This window comes from Streptomyces sp. NPDC044704, assembly GCF_056433525.1.
In genome coordinates this window covers 193,987-209,676 of the sequence record NZ_JBWKGY010000012.1, presented here as the reverse complement: position 1 = coordinate 209,676, position 15,690 = coordinate 193,987, and the positions used below count along the sequence as shown (strand labels likewise).

At 73.1% G+C, this 15,690-nt stretch carries 12 protein-coding genes; 11 read left to right on the top strand and 1 reads right to left on the bottom strand.

Features of this window, described 5'->3' with window-relative positions:
* The first annotated feature begins 12 nt into the window (after positions 1-12).
* Positions 13-1,416, top strand: a complete 1,404-nt coding sequence (locus AC07B0_RS27225) for an NAD-dependent malic enzyme (protein ID WP_356875248.1) — start codon at positions 13-15, stop codon at positions 1,414-1,416.
* A gap of 467 nt (positions 1,417-1,883) precedes the next feature.
* Complete coding sequence (locus AC07B0_RS27220) at positions 1,884-2,165, top strand: HU family DNA-binding protein (protein ID WP_007264399.1); 282 nt, start codon at positions 1,884-1,886, stop codon at positions 2,163-2,165.
* A 132-nt stretch (positions 2,166-2,297) separates the two neighbouring features.
* Here AC07B0_RS27220 and murA read toward each other — a convergent pair whose 3' ends face one another.
* Positions 2,298-3,635 carry a UDP-N-acetylglucosamine 1-carboxyvinyltransferase gene (murA, locus tag AC07B0_RS27215; protein ID WP_356875250.1) on the bottom strand — a complete coding sequence of 446 codons (1,338 nt, stop codon included), beginning with the start codon at positions 3,633-3,635 and terminating at the stop codon, positions 2,298-2,300.
* Positions 3,636-3,898: 263 nt separating this feature from the next.
* Between murA and AC07B0_RS27210 the strand changes: the two genes are divergently transcribed.
* From AC07B0_RS27210 to mycP, 9 genes are all read left to right on the top strand, one after another.
* Complete coding sequence (locus AC07B0_RS27210) at positions 3,899-4,459, top strand: YqgE/AlgH family protein (protein WP_356875252.1); 561 nt, start codon at positions 3,899-3,901, stop codon at positions 4,457-4,459.
* A 28-nt stretch (positions 4,460-4,487) separates the two neighbouring features.
* The gene (locus AC07B0_RS27205; RefSeq protein WP_053679372.1) at positions 4,488-4,772 is read left to right on the top strand and encodes a DUF3039 domain-containing protein; all 285 of its coding nucleotides are present in this window, start codon (positions 4,488-4,490) and stop codon (positions 4,770-4,772) included.
* 206 nt (positions 4,773-4,978) lie between these two features.
* Positions 4,979-6,616: a beta-N-acetylhexosaminidase gene (locus AC07B0_RS27200; protein WP_478899097.1), complete on the top strand. Its 1,638-nt coding sequence runs from the start codon at positions 4,979-4,981 to the stop codon at positions 6,614-6,616.
* 328 nt (positions 6,617-6,944) lie between these two features.
* A complete protein-coding gene (locus AC07B0_RS27195) occupies positions 6,945-7,865 on the top strand; it encodes an FAD binding domain-containing protein (protein ID WP_356875256.1) in 921 nt (306 codons plus the stop codon).
* Positions 7,862-10,153 (top strand): (2Fe-2S)-binding protein, encoded by a 2,292-nt coding sequence (locus AC07B0_RS27190; RefSeq protein ID WP_478899096.1) that lies wholly within the window; start codon positions 7,862-7,864, stop codon positions 10,151-10,153. Before AC07B0_RS27195 ends, AC07B0_RS27190 begins: the two co-directional genes overlap by 4 nt.
* Entirely contained in the window at positions 10,150-12,480 is a 2,331-nt protein-coding gene (locus AC07B0_RS27185) for a xanthine dehydrogenase family protein molybdopterin-binding subunit (RefSeq protein ID WP_478899095.1), read from the top strand. Before AC07B0_RS27190 ends, AC07B0_RS27185 begins: the two co-directional genes overlap by 4 nt.
* A 90-nt stretch (positions 12,481-12,570) precedes the next feature.
* Complete coding sequence (locus AC07B0_RS27180; protein ID WP_478899094.1) at positions 12,571-13,068, top strand: hypothetical protein; 498 nt, start codon at positions 12,571-12,573, stop codon at positions 13,066-13,068.
* Positions 13,068-14,486, top strand: a complete 1,419-nt coding sequence (locus tag AC07B0_RS27175; protein ID WP_478899093.1) for a WXG100 family type VII secretion target — start codon at positions 13,068-13,070, stop codon at positions 14,484-14,486. Before AC07B0_RS27180 ends, AC07B0_RS27175 begins: the two co-directional genes overlap by 1 nt.
* Positions 14,487-14,536: 50 nt before the next feature.
* Positions 14,537-15,664 (top strand): type VII secretion-associated serine protease mycosin, encoded by a 1,128-nt coding sequence (mycP, locus tag AC07B0_RS27170; protein WP_478899092.1) that lies wholly within the window; start codon positions 14,537-14,539, stop codon positions 15,662-15,664.
* The last annotated feature ends 26 nt before the right edge of the window (positions 15,665-15,690 follow it).

The following is a 15,690-nucleotide window of genomic DNA, read 5'->3' as shown; positions in this document are numbered from 1 at the left end:
AGGAACACGGCCATGGCAACGGCGCCCAGCGTCTCGTATTCGATGACGGTCCGCCTGGAAGTGCCCGCGAGCGGAACCGCGGTCTCCCAGCTCACCACCGCCGTGGAGTCTTCGGGGGGTTCGGTCACCGGCCTCGACGTGACCGCATCGGGTCACGAGAAGCTCCGTATCGACGTCACCATCGCCGCGACGTCCACCGCGCACGCCGACGAGATCGTCGAGAAGCTGCGCGGCATCGAGGGCGTCAGCCTGGGCAAGGTCTCCGACCGAACCTTCCTGATGCACCTCGGCGGCAAGATCGAGATGGCGTCCAAGCACCCCATCCGCAACCGTGACGACCTCTCGATGATCTACACCCCGGGCGTCGCCCGCGTGTGCATGGCGATCGCCGAGAACCCGGAGGACGCGCGCCGCCTCACCATCAAGCGCAACTCCGTCGCAGTCGTGACCGACGGCTCCGCCGTGCTGGGCCTCGGCAACATCGGACCGATGGCCGCGCTGCCCGTCATGGAGGGCAAGGCCGCCCTCTTCAAGCGCTTCGCCGGCATCGACGCGTGGCCGATCTGCCTCGACACCCAGGACACCGACGAGATCGTCGCCATCGTCAAGGCCATCGCCCCGGGCTTCGCCGGCATCAACCTGGAGGACATCTCCGCGCCGCGCTGCTTCGAGATCGAGGCCCGGCTGCGCGAGGCCCTCGACATCCCCGTCTTCCACGACGACCAGCACGGCACCGCGATCGTCGTCCTCGCCGCCCTCACCAACGCACTGCGCGTCGTGGGCAAGGCAGTTGGAGACGTCAAGGTCGTCATGTCCGGCGCCGGCGCGGCCGGTACGGCCATCCTCAAGCTGCTCCTCGCGGCGGGCGTCAAGAACGCCGTCAGCGCCGACATCCACGGCGTCGTGCACGCGGACCGCCCCGACCTCGTCGACGCGGCCGCCGACTCCCCGCTGCGCTGGATCGCCGACAACACCAACCCCGAGGGCTACACCGGCACCCTCAAGGAGGCCGTGGTCGGCGCCGACGTCTTCATCGGCGTCTCGGCCCCCAACGTGCTCTCCGGCGAGGACGTCGCCGCCATGGCCGAAGGCGCCATCGTGTTCGCGCTCGCGAACCCGGACCCCGAGGTGGACCCGGCCGTCGCCCGCCAGACGGCCGCCGTCGTGGCCACCGGCCGCTCGGACTTCCCGAACCAGATCAACAACGTGCTGGTCTTCCCCGGCGTCTTCCGCGGTCTCCTGGACGCGCAGTCCCGGACGGTGAACACCGACATGATGCTGGCCGCCGCGAGCGCGCTGGCGGACGTCGTCGGCGAGGACGAGCTGAACGCGAACTACATCATCCCGTCGGTCTTCAACGACAAGGTCGCGGGCGCGGTCGCGGGCGCCGTCCGCAAGGCCGCCACCGCCGGCTAGGTCCGTTCGGGCGGGCCCGCACCGGGCCCGCACCGGGCCCGCACCGGGCCCGGCCCGGCGGATGGTTCGAAGGGCGGTTCGAGGAGCGGCTCCGAGGGTGACCCGAAGGCCCGTTCGACGGCCGCCGCGGCGGCCGCTGTGACGGGGCCCACGGTCCGTTCCCGGCGCGTCGCGAGATGCGGGCCCGGCGGGGCGCCTCTAGGGTTGCGGGGATGCCCGCGTGGCCCGCGGTCCGCATCCAGCCGGAGCCTCTGGTGCGGACGGAGCGTCACCGCGGCGTGACTGTGGCGCTTTTCGTGTGACCCTGGCGGGTGCCGGATTGGCTTTCCCGCCGCTGGTGGGGGCAGGATGCGTAACCGGGCGAGAGGGTCTGACGTTCAGACCCGGGTCCGGGGACTGTCCGAGGGCCCTGGCAGCATCGGCTTCGATCTCACGCCTCTAAGGCAAGTTGAACACGGGAGTACAACATGAACCGCAGTGAGCTGGTGGCCGCTCTGTCCGAGCGCGCCGAGGTGACCCGCAAGGACGCCGACGCCGTTCTGGCCGCGCTCGCCGAGACCGTCGGCGAGATTGTCGCCAAGGGCGACGAGAAGGTCACCATCCCCGGCTTCCTGACCTTCGAGCGCACCCACCGTGCCGCTCGCACCGCGCGCAACCCGCAGACCGGCGACCCCATCCAGATCCCGGCCGGCTACAGCGTGAAGGTCTCCGCGGGCTCCAAGCTCAAGGAAGCCGCCAAGGGCAAGTAGTACCGCCCTTGTGCCGGGGGCCGCAGAGGCCCCCGGGACGGCAGTGGTACGTAGAACGCCAAAGGGCGGCCACCCCCGTGGGGGTGGCCGCCCTTCGGCGTTCCCGGGGCCCCGTGGGGCCCCGGGAGGGGATCAGACGAGGTCGCCGTTCGGCAGTTCGACCTTCGCGCCCAGCTCGACGAGCTTCTCCATGAAGTTCTCGTAGCCGCGGTTGATGAGGTCGATGCCGTGGACGCGCGAGGTGCCCTCGGCCGCCAGCGCCGCGATCAGGTACGAGAACCCGCCGCGCAGGTCGGGGATGACCAGGTCGGCGCCCTGGAGCTTGGTGGGGCCGGACACGACCGCCGAGTGGAGGAAGTTGCGCTGGCCGAAGCGGCACGCGCTGCCGCCCAGGCACTCGCGGTACAGCTGGATGTGAGCACCCATCTGGTTCAGCGCCGAGGTGAAGCCGAGGCGGGACTCGTAGACCGTCTCGTGGACGATCGACAGGCCGGACGCCTGGGTCAGGGCGACGACCAGCGGCTGCTGCCAGTCGGTCTGGAAGCCCGGGTGGACGTCCGTCTCCAGGTGAATGGCCTTCAGCGGGCCGCCCGGGTGCCAGAAGCGGATGCCCTCGTCGTCGATCTCGAAGGCACCGCCCACCCGGCGGAAGGTGTTCAGGAAGGTCATCATCGACCGCTGCTGCGCGCCGCGGACGTAGATGTTGCCGCCGGTCGCCAGGGCCGCGGAAGCCCACGAGGCGGCCTCCAGGCGGTCCGGGAGCGCCTTGTGGTTGTAGCCGCTGAGGCGGTCGACGCCGGTGATGCGGATGGTGCGGTCGGTGTCGACGGAGATGATGGCGCCCATCTTCTGCAGTACGCAGATGAGGTCCTCGATCTCCGGCTCGACGGCGGCGTTGCTGAGCTCGGTGACGCCCTCGGCCAGAACGGCCGTCAGCAGCACCTGCTCGGTCGAGCCGACCGACGGGTAGGGCAGGCGGATCTTGCATCCGCGAAGGCGCTGCGGGGCCTCCAGGTACTGACCGCCCTCGCGCTTCTCGATGGTCGCGCCGAACTGGCGGAGCACGTCGAAGTGGAAGTCGATCGGCCGGCCGCCGATGTCGCAGCCGCCCAGGCCCGGGATGAAGGCGTGGCCGAGGCGGTGCAGCAGCGGACCGCAGAAGAGGATCGGGATCCGGGAGGAACCCGCGTGCGCGTCGATGTCGGCGACGTTCGCGCTCTCGACGTGGGTCGGGTCGAGCACCAGCTCGCCCGGCTCCTCGCCGGGGCGCACGGTCACGCCGTGCAGCTGCAGGAGCCCGCGCACGACCCGGACGTCACGGATGTCGGGCACGTTGCGCAGACGGCTGGGCTCGCTGCCGAGAAGTGCGGCGACCATGGCCTTCGGCACGAGGTTCTTCGCGCCGCGGACACGGATCTCGCCCTCGAGCGGGGTTCCGCCGTGGACAAGCAGGACATCGTTGCCGGTCATGGATCTCGCGTTCCGGAGAGGGATGGGCAGGGGATCAGTGAAAAGGGTAAGGGGCAGTACCCCCTTGTTTGTATGGCTGACGTGGCCGTAGGACTGTCATGAATTCGGCACAGCACCCTGTGTGCGCGGCAAGTAGCGGAGTGTTGCCTTCCGGGGGTTTTCGCCGCGCGCGCTCCTTCCTGCCGCCGTGCGCCCTGAGCTGCGCACGATCCGATGTCCTCGTCAGCTCCCCCTGGAGGACGATTGTGCGAGATCATGTCCGCATGACCGAGGTGTCCTCCCTCACAGGGCGGCTGCTCGTGGCCACCCCCGCCCTCGCGGACCCGAATTTCGACCGCGCGGTCGTCCTGCTGCTCGACCACGACGAGCAGGGCTCCCTCGGCGTGGTCCTCAACCGGCCCACCCCGGTGGACGTGCGGGACATCCTGCTGCCGTGGGCGCCGCTGGCCGGTGACCCCGGAGTGGTGTTCCAGGGTGGTCCGGTGGCGCTGGACTCGGCGCTGGGCGTGGCCGTGATCCCGGGCGAGGAGGGGCCGCTCGGGTGGCGCCGGGTGCACGGCGCGATCGGCCTGGTCGACCTGGAGGCCCCGCCCGAACTGCTGGCAGCGGCGCTGGGGGGCCTGCGCATCTTCGCCGGCTACTCCGGATGGGGCCCCGGCCAGCTGGAGGCCGAGCTCGGCGAAGGCGCCTGGTACGTCGTGGACTCCGAACCGGGCGACGTGTCCTTCCCCGACCCCGAACGGCTCTGGCGGGCGGTCCTGCGCCGCCAGCGCAGCGACCTCGCGATGGTCGCCACCTATCTGGACGACCCGTCGCTGAACTGACCCCGGCGGCGTTCAGTACCCTGGCTTTATGAGCACTCTTGAGCCCGAGCGCGGGACTGGTACGGGGACCCTCGTAGAGCCGACGCCGCAGGTGTCCCACGGCGACGGCGACCACGAGCGCTTCGCCCACTACGTCCAGAAGGACAAGATCATGGAGAGCGCGCTCGGGGGCACCCCCGTCGTCGCGCTCTGCGGCAAGGTCTGGGTGCCGGGCCGCGACCCGAAGAAGTACCCGGTCTGCCCCATGTGCAAGGAGATCTACGAGTCCATGGGCGCCGGCGGCGACAAGGACAAGGGCGGCAAGGACAAGTAGGACAAGCGGGACGAGTGGAACGAGCGGGGCGGTCGGGCCGGGGAAGAAGGTCCTGACTGTTCCCGCCGAAGGGCCTCCGTGTGCGCCGATGCGCGCCGGGGGCCTTTTGCGTGCCCCGGGCGCGGGTTAGGGTCGGCGCGACGAGCGCCCTGCGGAACGACCGTTGCGCAGGGCGCAACTGGCTGGTTGTGGCGAAGGGCTGACGCATGGACCTGATCCCCGTACCTCAGGTCGCCGTTCCCGACGGGGACGGCCGGAGCTACGCCTTCGGGCCCGAGCCGGTGCTCGCCGCCGGTCCGGGCGCCGAAGGGGTCGCGCGGTGGCTGCGCCGCGAACTCGGGGCGGCCACCGGGTGGGGGCTGCCGGCGGCCGGGCCGGGCGCCCGGGGCGACGTACGGCTGGGCGTGGACCCGCAGGCCGCGGGCGGGCTTGGACCGGAGTCGTACCGGCTCGACGTCGGCGAGGACGGCGTGGAGCTGACCGGGGCCTCCGCCGCCGGGCTGTTCTGGGGCGCGCAGACGCTGCGTCAGCTCCTCGGGCCGGACGCCTACCGCAAGGCGCCGCTGCCCGGTCGGACCTGGAGCCTGCCCCACGTCGCGATCGCGGACGGGCCGCGCTTCGGCTGGCGCGGGATGATGCTCGACGTCGCCCGGCACTTCGTCCCCAAGGACGGGGTGCTGCGCTACATCGACCTGCTCGCCGCGCACAAGCTCAACGTGTTGCACCTGCACCTGACGGACGACCAGGGCTGGCGGGTCGAGATCAAGCGCTACCCGAAGCTCACGGAGACCGGCGCCTGGCGGGCGCGCAGCCGGTGGGGGCACCGGGCCTCCCCGCTGTGGAACGAGACCCCCCACGGCGGCTTCCACACCCAGGACGACATCCGCGAGATCGTCGCCTACGCCGCCGAGCGGCACGTGCGGGTGGTGCCCGAGATCGACGTGCCCGGGCACTCCCAGGCCGCGATCGCCGCCTACCCCGAGCTGGGGAACACCGACGTGGTGGACACCGCCGCCCTGGAGGTGTGGGACGACTGGGGGATCTCCGAGAACGTCCTCGCGCCCACCGAGGGCGTACTGCGGTTCTACGAAGGGGTCTTCGAGGAGCTGTTGGAGCTGTTCCCGGCGGAGGTGTCCCCGTTCGTGCACGTGGGCGGCGACGAGTGCCCCAAGGCGCAGTGGAAGGCCTCCCCGGCCGCGCGGGCGCGGATCGCGGAGCTGGGCGTGGACGGGGCGGACGGCCTCCAGTCCTGGTTCATCGGGCACTTCGACCGCTGGCTGGCCGAGCGTGGCCGCCGCCTGATCGGCTGGGACGAGATCCTGGAGGGCGGGCTGGCCCCCGGCGCGGCCGTGTCCTCCTGGCGCGGCTACGCGGGCGGCATCGCCGCCGCCGAGGCCGGGCACGACGTGGTGATGTGCCCCGAGCAGCAGGTGTACCTGGACCACCGTCAGGCGGGCGGCGCCGACGAGCCGATGCCCATCGGGTACGTGCGTTCGCTGGAGGACGTGTACCGCTTCGAGCCGGTGCCGCCGAAGCTGTCGCCGGAGGCCGCCGCGCACGTGCTGGGCGCGCAGGCCAACGTGTGGACCGAGGTGATGGAGAACCAGGGCCGGGTCGACTACCAGGTGTTCCCGCGGCTGGTGGCCTTCGCGGAAGTGGTGTGGTCCCGGCTGCCCGAACCGGAATCCCGTGACTACGCCGGTTTCGAGGCGCGGATGGCGGGGCACTACGCGCGCCTGGACGCGCTGGGAGTGGAGTACCGGCCGCCGGGCGGCCCGCTGCCGTGGCAGCGTCGTCCGGGGGTGCTGGGCCGTCCGATCGAGGGTGCGCCTCCGATCGTGTGACCTGCGGGCGGCGCGGCCGCCGCGGCTCCCGGTGACCGGAAGCGGAACTCTTCGGAAACCCTTGGAACTCTCTCCCGAATGAGGTGGATACAGGGAAAATCGGGCGCCCGGGACGTGGGCCCGCGGCCGCCGCCCGGGCGCCTTCGCGACCCGCCCCGGTGCGCCTCCCGGCGCGCGGCCGCCCGCCGGACCGGATGGCACCCGGGAGACCCTCGCGCCGGGTGCTCCGGAAGATGTGCCAGAGTTGCCACCTCCCGGCGGTGAGCACGTACCGTACGGCGGACAGGCGTGAGCGCCGGGACCGGGACATCGGGAAGGGGCAGCTGGGTTGACCACGCACGCACCGCACGCATCGCATGCGGCTCAGGGGCCGCAACCTCCGCATGCGGCCCAGGCGGCGCAGTCCGTGACGCTGCCGGCCTCGCTCGACGAGGCCGTGGCGGCACTCACCGCCATGCCCGCGGCCGTGCCCGTGGCCGGCGGCACCGACCTCATGGCCGCCGTCAACGCCGGGCTGCTGCGGCCCGCCGCGCTGGTCGGCCTGGGCCGGATCAACGAGATCCGCGGCTGGCAGTACCAGGACGGGCACGCCCTCCTCGGCGCCGGCCTGACGCACGCCCGGATGGGACGGCCGGACTTCGCCGCCCTGATCCCGGCGCTCGCGGCGGCCGCCCGGGCCGCCGGCCCCCCGCAGATCCGCAACGCGGGCACCCTCGGCGGGAACATCGCCACGGCCGCCCCGACCGGTGACGCCCTCCCCGTGCTGGCGGCGCTGGAGGCGATGCTGATCATCGTCGGCCCCGGCGGAACCCGGCGCGAGATCCCCGTCTCCCACCTCCTGGCCGGCCGCGACATGCTCCGGCCCGGCGAACTCATCGGCTTCGTACGGGTGCCGCTGCTGCACGCCCCGCAGGTCTTCCTGAAGGCCACGGGACGTACGGGTCCGGGGCGCGCGGTGGCGTCCGTGGGGCTCGTACTCGATCCCGCGCGCCGGGGGGTGCGCTGTGCGATCGGCGCGGTCGCCCCGATGCCGCTGCGGCCGCTGGAGGCCGAGCAGTGGGTGGCCTCGCTGATCGACTGGGACGGGGAACGGACCCTGGCCCCCGAGGCACTGGAGGCCTTCGGCGAGTACGTCGCGGCCGCCTGCGTGCCCGACCAGGGGGAACCGGTGTCCTCCGGAGTACTGCATCTGCGGCGGACGGTGGCCGTACTGGCGCGCAGGGCCCTCGGGAGGGCGCTGACCTCATGAGCGAGAACGAGAACGTGAGCGGAACGACCGGCAACACGGGCAACACCGGCAACACGGGCAACACGGGCAGCACGGGCGCCGACTGGGGCTGGGAGCCGGTGCCGCACGGCGGCGAATTCGACTCCGAGGCCACGGCCTTCGTGAAACTGCCCCAGCACATGCTGGACGCGCTCGACAGCGGGGAGCCCCTCGCCGCGCCCGGGCACGGCTACGTGCCGCCGCCGATGATCGTGCCCCTCGGGTCGGCCAGCGCGGACCCGACGGCCACGGGCACCTGGACCATGCCGGTGCAGTGGCCGGAAGCCGGCGGTGGAGCCGGCGCCGGAGCGGACGCCGACGCGGGGCCGGGCCGCGGGCCCATCCCGGCGTCGATCCCGCTGCCGCCGTCGGTGGCGGCCGCCTACGGCGAGGCCGGCGGACCGGAGGCCGGGCAGGACCCGGATCCGTCCGCGACGGCCGAGTGGCAGTTCCCCGAGGCGGTGCACCAGCCCGGGGAGTCGATCACCACCGGGCAGTGGACGCTGCCGACGGGTGGCGCCGGAGAGCCGGAACCGTCCGCCGGGACCGCGGACTTCGGGAACGGCCCGCAGGACGGCTACCCGGGGGACTACCGGGGCGCGTACGCGGGCGAGGGCGGATACCCGGGCGAGTACGGCGGCGCGTACCGGGAGGACGGCCCGGGCGGCTTCCCCGGGGAATCCCCCGCCGACTACTCGGGGGAGTTTCCCGGCGCGTTCGGAGGTGACCCGCGCGGCGACGCGCAGGACCGGGGACTTCAGGACCGAGGCCTTCAGGACAGAGGATTTCAGGGCCGTGACGACCAGGCGCGTGACGGTCGTGGCCGCGCCGCCGAATCCGACTGGAGCCAGGCCCCGGCGACCCTGCCGGGCGGCGCCGCGGCCCCCTGGGCGGCCGCCGAGGGGACGCTGACCGGCGGAGTGCTGCCGGGCGTCGGCGCAACGGGCGCGGGCGCATCGGGCGCGGGCGGCGAGGACGCCGCGCGGCGGGCCGGCGGGCCCGGGGCGGGCACGCCGCGACGCGGACCCAGGGTGCTCGGCGGGCCCGGTGTCGGCACCCCGCTGCCGGAGCCGCTGCCCGAGGCCGGGCCGCAGCCGGAACCGCTGCTGCACGCCGCCCCGGACATCGACGCCGCCCACGGCCCGGCCCGGACGCCGGTCGAGGAGCAGCGTCCGCGTCCGGTGGAGGCCGAGGCGGCGGGGCCCGGCGACACGCACGGGCACGGCTTCGAGGCGCTGCGGGCGGACTCGGACACGGGACCGGACGCGGGGCCGGATGCGGCTCCGGGGTCCGGTGCGGACGGGGTTACGCCTGAGGACACGGCCGCGGGGGCGGAGCCGGGCTCGGCTTCGGCACCCGTTTCGGTTTCGGCCCAGGGCGCAGCGGGGGCCGCGCCCGTGCCGGGTGAGGGCGCTGCCGACAGCGACTCGACACCCCCGGACGAGGGCGACTCCGCCGGTTTCCCGCCGCGCGGGGCGACGTACGAGGAAGAGGAAAGCCCCGCCGTCGCCCATCACGAGCACCCGGCGGCCTCCTACGTCCTGCGCGTCAACGGCGCCGACCGGCCCGTCACCGGCGCCTGGATCGGCGAGTCCCTGCTGTACGTGCTGCGCGAGCGGCTCGGCCTGGCCGGCGCCAAGGACGGCTGCTCGCAGGGCGAGTGCGGGGCCTGCGCGGTGCAGGTCGACGGCCGGCTGGTCGCCTCCTGCCTGGTCCCGGCCGCGACCGCCGCCGGGAGCGAGGTCCGCACCGTGGAGGGGCTGGCGACGGACGGGGAACTCTCGGACGTGCAGCAGGCGTTGTGCAAGTCGGGTGCGGTGCAGTGCGGGTTCTGCGTACCCGGCATGGCCATGACCATCCACGACCTGCTGGAGGGCAACCACGCCCCCAGCGACCTGGAGACCCGGCAGGCGCTGTGCGGCAACCTGTGCCGCTGCTCCGGCTACAAGGGCGTCATCGAGGCGGTCCGCGAGGTCGTCGCGGAACGCGGGGCGACCGCCGCGGACGACGCGGCCGCGGCAGCCGGTGAGCCGCGCATCCCGCACCAGGCCCAGCCCGGCGAGGGCGGCATCCACGGCGGCCAGGGCACTCCGGGCGAGCTCGGGAACCCCGGCGGGCCGGGCGACTTCGGGAACCTCGCCACCCTCGGGAACTCCGGCGCCACGGGCGGCGGCCTCGGTGACCCCGGCAACCTGGGCAACCTGGGCAACACCGGAAACCCCGGCAACCCCGGCAACCTCGGGATCCAGCACAACGGAGGCATGGCGTGAGCGGGCACGACGCGGCCACGGCGACGACCACCGTCACCACGGTGACCACCACCGCGGAAGGGGACCAGCAGCTGCCCGTACGCGGCATCGGGGCCTCCGTCCCCTCCGCGGACGCCCGCCCCAAGACCGAGGGCACCTTCCCGTACGCCGCCGACCTGTGGGCCGAGGGCCTCCTGTGGGCCGCCGTGCTGCGTTCGCCGCACGCCCACGCCCGGATCCTGTCCGTCGACACCTCGGCCGCCGCCGAGATGCCCGGCGTCCGTGCCGTCATCACCCACGCCGACGTCCCCGGCTCCGGCACGCACGGGCGCCGCATCGCCGACCGGCCCGTCTTCGCCCACGACATCGTGCGCCACCACGGCGAGCCCATCGCCGCCGTCGCCGCCGACCACCCCGACACGGCACGCCTCGCGGCCGCCGCCATCGCGGTCGAGTACGAGCTCCTGGACGCCGTCACGGACCCCGAGCAGTCCTTCGGCGCCGCCCCGCTCCACCCGGACGGCAACCTGATCCGGCACATCCCGCTCCGCTACGGCGACCCCGAGGCGACCGGCGAGGTCGTCGTCGAGGGCCTGTACCGGATCGGCCGTCAGGACCCCGCGCCCATCGGGGCGGAGGCCGGGCTGGCCGTGCCGCGGCCCGACGGGGGCGTGGAGATCTACACCGCCTCCACCGACCCGCACACCGACCGCGACCTCGCCGCCGCCTGCTTCGGCCTGGAGCCCGACCGGGTGCGGGTCGTCGTCACGGGCGTCCCCGGCGCGACCTCCGACCGCGAGGACCCCGCCTTCCAGTTGCCGCTGGGCCTCCTCGCCCTGCGGACGGGCTGCCCGGTGAAACTGGCCGCCACCCGCGAGGAGTCCTTCCTCGGCCACGCCCACCGCCACCCGACCCTGCTGCGCTACCGCCACCACGCGGACGCCGAGGGCCGGCTGGTCAAGGTCGAGGCGCAGATCCTGATGGACGCCGGCGCCTACGCCGACGCCTCCTCCGAGTCCCTGGCGGCGGCCGTGGCGTTCGCCTGCGGCCCGTACGTCGTCCCGCACGCCTTCGTCGAAGGCTGGGCGGTCCGTACGAACAACCCGCCCTCCGGCCACGTACGGGGCGAGGGCGCGATGCAGGTCTGCGCCGCCTACGAGGGCCAGATGGACAAGCTCGCCGCAGCCCTCGGCATCGACGGCGCCGAACTGCGCCTGCGCAACGTCATGGCCACCGGCGACCTCCTGCCCACCGGCCAGACCGTGACCTGCCCGGCCCCGGTGGCGGAACTGCTGCGTTCCGTACGCGACTACCCGCTGCCCTCCCTCCCCAAGGACTCCCCGGAGGAGGACTGGCTGCTGCCCGGCGGCCCGGAGGGCGCGGGCGAGCCGGGTGCGGTGCGGCGCGGCGTCGGGTACGGCGTCGGAATGGTCCACATGCTCGGCGCCGAGGGCGCGGACGAGGTCTCCACCGCGACGGTGAAGGTGGTCGGCGGCACCGCGACCGTCATCTGCGCCGCCGTCGACACCGGCCAGGGCTTCGCCACCCTCGCCCGCCAGATCGTCCAGGAGGTGCTCGGCGTCGACGAGGTGGCGATGGCCCCCGTCGACACCGACCAGCCGCCGGCCGGGCCGTCGGCGCACGGCCGTCACACGTGGGTGTCGGGCGGCGCCGTGGAACGCGCCGCGAAGATGGTCCGCACCCAGCTCCTGACGCCCATGGCGCACAAGCTCGGCATGTCGACCGAGCTCCTCCAGATCTCGGACGGCCGGATCACGTCGTACGACGGCGCGTTCTCGATGTCGGTGACGGAGGCCATAGAAGGCAAGGAGCTCTGGGCGACCGCCCAGTGCCGCCCCCACCCGACGGAACCGCTGGACGGGGACGGGCAGGGCGACGCGTTCGTCGGCCTCGCGTTCTGCGCGATCCGCGCGGTCGTCGACGTGGACATCGAACTCGGCTCGGTCCGGGTCGTGGAACTGGCGGTCGCGCAGGACGTCGGCCGCGTCCTCAACCCGCGTCAGCTGGAGGCCCGTATCGAAGCGGGCGTCACCCAGGGCGTGGGCGCGGCCCTCACGGAGAACCTCCGCTCGGTCGCGGGCCTCGTACGCCACCCCGACCTGACGGGCTACGCCCTGCCGACAGCGCTGGACGCCCCCGCGGTGCGCATCGTCAAACTGGTCGAGGAGCGCGACGTGGTGGCGCCGTTCGGTGCGAAGGCGGCGAGCGCGGTCCCGGTGGTGACGACCCCGGCGGCGGTGGCCTCGGCGGTCCGCGCGGCCACGGGCCGCCCGGTGAACAGGATCCCGATCCGGCCGTCGGCGGCCGTCGCGGCGCCCAACTCCTGATTCCGCGCGGCACGTTGCGGGTGCCGCCCGACGCTAGAGTGATCACCGCGAGTGTGCGGGCGGGCGCGGGGCGTGACGGAGGGGCCGGACGTGGCGGCGGAGGCAGGATTACCCGGGGCGGGTGTGGCGGCGGGTGTGGCGGACGCGCTGACGCGGCAGGCGCGGGCCCTGGAAGTCGAGTACGCGTCGATGACCGGCTACAAGAAGCTCGTCGACGACCTGCTGAGCACGCTCGACGGCTCCGAGGCCGGCGACGCGAAACTCGCCCACGGCACCCTCCCGACGGGCACGTTGGGCAGGGGCTTCGCCGAGGCCGACGCCCTCTTCGGCGCGTACGCGGCCGTCCACCGCGCGCTCCAGGGGCTCTCCCGGGGCCTGGCGGGCCAGATCGAGGCCCTCGGCATCGCGATCCTGACGGCGGGCAAGGGCTACGGCGGCGTCGACGAGGACACGCAGCAGCGGATGCGGGACATCGTCAGGCAGGCGAAGCGGGACTACGTGCCGGAGCGCGATCCGCTGGCACGCGAGGAGCGGCGGGCGGGCGCGGGCGCCGGCCCGGGCGGCGGTAGGTCGAAGGGCAGCCTCTGATGGGGACGGACTTCGAGGGCCGCACGCACGGGCAGCTGCTGGCCATGATCGCCACCCTCGACCCGGAGACGGTCAAGGCCCGGGCCACCCAGCTGACGCACGCAGCGGCGACGATCGGGGAAATCGGCGAAAGCCTGAAGAAGCACCGGGTCGAGGGCTGGGAGGGCGAGGCCGCGCAGGCCTTCCGGGACTGGGCGAGCCGCGCGGGCAACGCCACGCTCCGCCTGTCCGAGTACGGCGCGGAGGGCGCCAGATGGCTGACCGAAGCCGCCCAGACCATGGTCGAGGTCAGGGCCAACACCCCTGCCTACGACACGACCGCCGCCGCCAACCTGGCCTCGGCCCGCGCGTTCCCCAACGACCCCGACGCCCACGAGACCGGCCTGCGCGCCCACACGAAGCTCACCGACGACCACGAACGGGCGATCCAGCAACTCACGAAGCTGGCCCAGTCTTACGAGCTATCGGCAACCCAACTGACCCGAGCGGAAATCCCCACGTTCCCTCCACCGCCGGGGGTGTTCGAGCCGAGGAGTGTCTCTGACGAGCTCTCACGAAGTCGTTCCACCGGGGGTTCAGCGGGTGGGTTCGGTTCGAACGGCTTGTCGTCCACGCTGGTCGGTGCAGAGGATGTCGCTCCGGCGAGCGAGCCCGGTTGGGTTCCCGAGCCGCGACCAGCAGGTGCGACCGTTCGCCTTCCGGCCGCCGGACTTGTGCCTTCACCCTCTGTGCAGGCGCGTGAGGTGGATCTGGTTCTGGACCACCTCGTGACGCTGCCAGAGCGAACCACGCCCCAGACTCCCCATGCCCCGGTCGGAGTAGGGGGCGTCGGCTTGGGTGGCGGGGATTCCACGGTGCACGTCCCGCCCGTCGTGCTCTCGCCGGGTGCGGGCATGTCCGGAGCTGGTGGCGAAAGGTTGCCCAACGGCAGAGCTCCGAGCGGAGGTGTCCCGGTCGGCGGCAGCTTGTCGTTCCCGCCGCGTGACACCGGCATTGTTGGCGGAAGGCCGGTTTCTCCGAGCACGCCGAGCGGGGCAATTCCGCGTGGCACGGTGATCGGCGCGGAAGCCGGCACGCATCCGGTTGGCCGTGGCGTGGGAGGAATGTTCGGCGGAGGCGTCAGCGGACCGCCCGCCACCTCGGGAGGGGGGTCGGGCCGCCGACTGGCCATGGATCCGGGTGGTGTCGTCGGCGGGCGGCAGCAGGCTGTGGCAAGCCAGCCATTTACTCAGGGAGGGTCCGGCCTCGTACGCAGCGGGATGGGCCCTGGAGCCGGAGCGATGGGGCATGCCGGTGCGGCTGCCCAAGCTCCGGGAGGGCGGCGTGGAGACCAGGGGGGTAGTCGCCCCGACCACCTAACGGAAGACGAACAGACCTGGCAGGCCAACCGTCGCGTTGTCCCGCCCGTGATCGACTGAGCGGACGGACCTTGCATCTGACGCGCATGCGAATGACGACTGCGGCCTTGATGGGTCTGCTGCTGGCCGGGGCAGCCGCGGCTCCCGCCCGTGCGCAAACCATTCGGGAGCAGCAGTGGCATCTGGACGCCATGAAGGCGGATGACATCTGGAAGATCAGCACGGGTCAAGGCGTCACCGTCGCGGTCATCGACAGCGGAGTCGGGCGAATTCCCGAGCTCGATGGGCAGGTGCTTCCCGGCAAGGACTTCGCCACAGGGCAGAAGGGCTACAAGGGTGATGAACGCGAGGACTATGAACAGCACGGCACCACCATGGCCGCAGTGATCTCCGGTTCCGGAAGACACCCGAGCGGCGACGGCGCGTTCGGGCTCGCGCCGAATGCAAAAATCCTTCCGATCCGAGTGCCTCACGAGTTGAACGACACGAGCCCGTTGTGGACAGCTGCGATTCGGTACGCGGCCGACTCCGAAGCCAAGATCATCAACATTTCCCTGGCCACCGCCAAGGACGACCCTGAACGGGCAGAGGCCGTGAAGTACGCCCTTTCCAAAGGAAAGCTGATCTTTGCTGGTGTGGGGAACGACGGCGATACGACGAACCAGGTGCTCTACCCCGCCGCGACCCCCGGCGTGGTGGGCGTCGCAGCGGTAGACGCGGACGGTGCTGCGACCAAGGAGTCACAGCACGGGCCGCAGGTTGACTTGTCGGCGCCGGGCACTGAGATCGTCACGGGCTGTGCCAAAGAGACGGGACTCTGCACGAGCCACGGGACCAGTGACGCCTCCGCGCTCGCGTCCGCGTCCGCCGCGTTGCTTTGGTCCGCTTACCCCCACTGGACGAACAACCAGGTGCTCCGGGTGCTCCTGAACACCGCCGGGAAGCCCGTCGACGGGGCTGTGCGGAACGACTACGTCGGGTACGGGGTCGTGCGGCCGCGGGTGGCCGTGCCCGCGCCCGGGGATCCCGGGCCGCCGGACGTGTACCCGTTGCCGGACCTCGCGGCGGCGGCCGGGCCGGGGCGCACGCGGGCCCCCTCGGCCGGAGCCCCGCCCCCGGAGCCCGCGCCGCGGGCGGCCGACGCCAGTGCCCCGCCCTGGATCGCGCTGGGCCTCGGAGCCTGCCTCCTCATCGGCGGGGCCGTCACCGCCGTCGCCGTACGCCGTACCCACCGCTGACCGGACCCGACACGGGAGTTCACATC

Bases quoted from the DNA above. Each gene is read 5' to 3' on its own strand.
- AC07B0_RS27225 (WP_356875248.1), top strand. From the start codon at position 13: ATGGCAACGGCGCCCAGCGTCTCGTATTCGATGACGGTCCGCCTGGAA.
- AC07B0_RS27220 (WP_007264399.1), top strand. From the start codon at position 1,884: ATGAACCGCAGTGAGCTGGTGGCCGCTCTGTCCGAGCGCGCCGAGGTG.
- murA (WP_356875250.1), bottom strand. From the start codon at position 3,635: ATGACCGGCAACGATGTCCTGCTTGTCCACGGCGGAACCCCGCTCGAG.
- AC07B0_RS27210 (WP_356875252.1), top strand. From the start codon at position 3,899: ATGACCGAGGTGTCCTCCCTCACAGGGCGGCTGCTCGTGGCCACCCCC.
- AC07B0_RS27205 (WP_053679372.1), top strand. From the start codon at position 4,488: ATGAGCACTCTTGAGCCCGAGCGCGGGACTGGTACGGGGACCCTCGTA.
- AC07B0_RS27200 (WP_478899097.1), top strand. From the start codon at position 4,979: ATGGACCTGATCCCCGTACCTCAGGTCGCCGTTCCCGACGGGGACGGC.
- AC07B0_RS27190 (WP_478899096.1), top strand. From the start codon at position 7,862: ATGAGCGAGAACGAGAACGTGAGCGGAACGACCGGCAACACGGGCAAC.
- AC07B0_RS27175 (WP_478899093.1), top strand. From the start codon at position 13,068: ATGGGGACGGACTTCGAGGGCCGCACGCACGGGCAGCTGCTGGCCATG.
- mycP (WP_478899092.1), top strand. From the start codon at position 14,537: ATGGGTCTGCTGCTGGCCGGGGCAGCCGCGGCTCCCGCCCGTGCGCAA.